Source organism: Hydrogenivirga sp. (assembly GCF_056450045.1).
Map to the genome: position 1 here is coordinate 1 of NZ_JBWONM010000116.1, position 2,984 is coordinate 2,984.

A 2,984-nucleotide genomic window follows, 5' to 3' on the forward strand; every position below is an offset into this window, starting at 1 on the left:
TGATAAATGCGGTAAAGCCCTACGTAGTGAGAAGGAGGAGACTGATGCTGTCGCCAAAGTTTCTGGCAAAGCAGGCTGAGAGGAACCTCCTCCTCACTTCCAAGCTCCTGATACAGTCTCCCGAAAGGATAAAGAGGTTTACCTCAATGCTTGAAGCCGGCAAGGTTGAGTTCTCAATAAAGTACGAGGGGGAGAAGAGGCTCGTAAGCGACCTGAGAAAGGATATAAACAGGCTCACCCTCAGCATACTCACCCTCGGCTTCATAGTTGCCATGGCTCTGGTAATTTCAGCCTACAAACCCGAGTTCTTCCGTGTTGAGTACTTCCTTATGATGACCGGCGGTGTAGCCCTTTTATTCTTCGCTGGATTGATATTCAAGGTATTCAGGGAGGGAGCCTGATGGCACTTAGAAAGGTGGAGGCTCAGGAGCTCCCCCTTTCCTTCGGGATTGATAGGGGGACTTCCGACGTTGAACCACTGTACCTCTTCCCGGGACAGGACAGGGTTGAGAGAACCTTCTCCTTAGCCCTGAGCATAGAGAGGGAGGGATACAACGTTTACGTCTCAGGACCCGAAAGCATAGGGAGGACCACCTACACGCTGAGAAGGCTAAGGGAAAAGGCAAAGGAGAAGCCGGTTCCCGAGGATGTGTGCTACTACCATAACTTTGAGAAGCCTCTGAATCCCAAGCACCTCCTCCTTCCAAGCGGGGTTGGCAGAAGGCTGGTGAGGGACATTGATGGGGTGATTGAAGACCTGAAACAGCGTTCCCACAAAGTCTTTGAGAGTAAGGAGTACGAAGAGGAGAAGGTCAAAAGGATTGAGAGGATTGAAAAGGAGAAAGAGAGAGTGCTCTCAGAGCTCTCCCGGGAGGCAAGTGAGAGAGGTCTCAGCGTGGTGATAACCCCAGCCGGTATAAGGCTCCTCCCCTCGGTAGGTGGGAGGGTTGTTGATGAGGTTGAGCTCTCCCAGAACCCGGTGCTTAAGGAGAGCTACGAAAGGAACCTCAGAGAGTTTGAGGAGAGGTTTAGAGACTACCTAAGAGAGCTTAGGGAGCTTGACCACAGGCTTGCCGACGAGCTGAAGGAGCTGAGGGAGCGCTCAGCGAGGAACCTCGTTGAGGGACTTGTGCAGAGGCTGAAGGAAAGATACAGGGATATTCCTGGTGTGGTGGATTACCTCTCAGAGCTTGAGGAGAACATAGTTAGCAACATCCAGTTCTTTGTTGAGTGGAAGTTCGTTGAAGAGAACATCCCCCTGAGGCGGCTCGTTGAGAACAACCTGAACCTCTTCAGGCTCAACCTCGTTGTTGATAACTCTGGACTTGAGGGTGCACCCGTTATCTACGAAGAGACCCCAACGGTGAGGAGCGTTTTCGGGTACATATCTTACAGGGCGGAGATGGGAATACTTTACGCTGACCACAGCAGTATAGTGGCAGGAAGCCTCCTCCGCTCAAGGGGAGGCTACATCGTCCTCAGGGTCCTTGACCTCCTGAAGAACCCTATCCTCTGGGACCTTTTGAAGAGAGCTCTCCTTCACAAGAAGGTATACATGAGCGCCTTTCCCCTTGAGGCTTTCCCCCTCTAGGTGGGCATAGACCCAGAACCCGTTCCCTATGAGGGGAAGGTCTTCCTGATAGGGGATTACCTCACCTATTACCTCCTGTCTTCCCTTGACCCGGAGTTTAACAGGCTCTTTAAACTGAAGGCTGAGTTCAATCCAGCCATTGATGTGGACGAGGATCTCGTGAAGAGCTTCCCCTCCATACTCAAGGCTATAGTTTTGGAGGAGGGTCTCAAGGAGCTTACATCCGATGCCGTTGAGGAGACTCTCAGGTATGCTATCAGGCTTTCGGGAAACAGGAAGAAGATGAGCGTTGTATTTGGGTATATAACCGATATACTTAGGGAGGCTGATTCCTTTGCTCAGAGCGACGAGATAAAAGGGGAGGATGTTAAGAGGGCGATTGAGGAGAAGGTGTTCAGATCAAACCTTATTGAGGAGAAGATAAGGGAGCTCATAAGGGAAGGGGAGCTGATAATAGAAACGGAGGGCAGGAGGGTAGGTCAGGTGAACGGGCTCAGCGTGTACGACCTTGGAGATTACAGCTTCGGTAAGCCCTCCAGGATAACTGCCACGGCTTATGCCGGTGAAAAGGGGATAGTTGATATAGAGAGGGAGGTTGAGCTCAGCGGACCGATTCACAGTAAGGGGGTCATGATACTGAGCGGTTACCTCGGCAACAGATACGGGAAGCTCGTCCCCCTCTCCCTTTCCTGCACCATAACCTTTGAACAGCTCTACGATGAGGTTGAAGGCGACAGCGCCACAATCGCCGAGCTCTTAGCTGTGCTCTCCGCCATATCTGGCATTCCTGTCAGGCAGGACATAGCCCTGACAGGTTCCCTTGACCAGCTTGGCAACATCCAGCCTGTAGGAGGTGTGAGAGAGAAGGTAGAAGGTTTCTGGAAGGTCTGCAGAGAGATGGGTCTAACGGGCTCCCAGGGCGTAGTTATCCCTGAGAGGAACAAGGACAACCTAATCCTTGATGACGGGCTCGTGGAGGATGTGAAGAAGGGCAGATTTCACATATACACAGCCCGACACGTTGACGATATCCTTGAGCTCCTTACAGGGGTCAGGGCTGAGAGCTTCCACAGAAAGGTCCTTTCCAAGCTTAGAGCCTTTTCCAAAAGGGCAGCGCCTAAGAAGGGGAGGTAGGGCACCTTTCCCTGACGAACTCTTCACAGAGACCCGTTATATCTCCAGCACCCATGAAGAGGAGTACATCCCCCTGAGATAGGTTTTCCTCAAGGAGAGGGAAGAGATCCTCCTTCCTTTCCACGAAGACCGCTCCACTCTTCCGGGCTAAGGGCTCTGCGCTCACACCGTAGAGGTTCCTTTCACCCGCAGGGTATATATCAAGCAGGAAAACGAGGTCTGGGAGTTTCAGAACCTTGATGAAGTCTTCAAAGAGGAG

The 2,984-nt window shown here is 52.0% G+C and carries 1 protein-coding gene and 2 pseudogenes; 2 read left to right on the forward strand and 1 reads right to left on the reverse strand.

Features of this window, described 5'->3' with window-relative positions:
• Both AC1HCM_RS04905 and AC1HCM_RS04910 read left to right on the forward strand, forming a co-directional pair.
• Positions 1–401: hypothetical protein (locus AC1HCM_RS04905; RefSeq protein WP_479460654.1), on the forward strand; the 401-nt coding region annotated here is incomplete at its 5' end.
• Positions 401–2,725 (forward strand): annotated as a pseudogene (locus tag AC1HCM_RS04910) (Lon protease family protein). The gene AC1HCM_RS04905 and the pseudogene AC1HCM_RS04910, both read left to right, overlap by 1 nt.
• Here the strand turns inward: AC1HCM_RS04910 and murC are convergent.
• Positions 2,709–2,984: pseudogene (gene murC, locus AC1HCM_RS04915) on the reverse strand (UDP-N-acetylmuramate--L-alanine ligase); the annotation flags it as partial. The pseudogenes AC1HCM_RS04910 and murC overlap by 17 nt on opposite strands.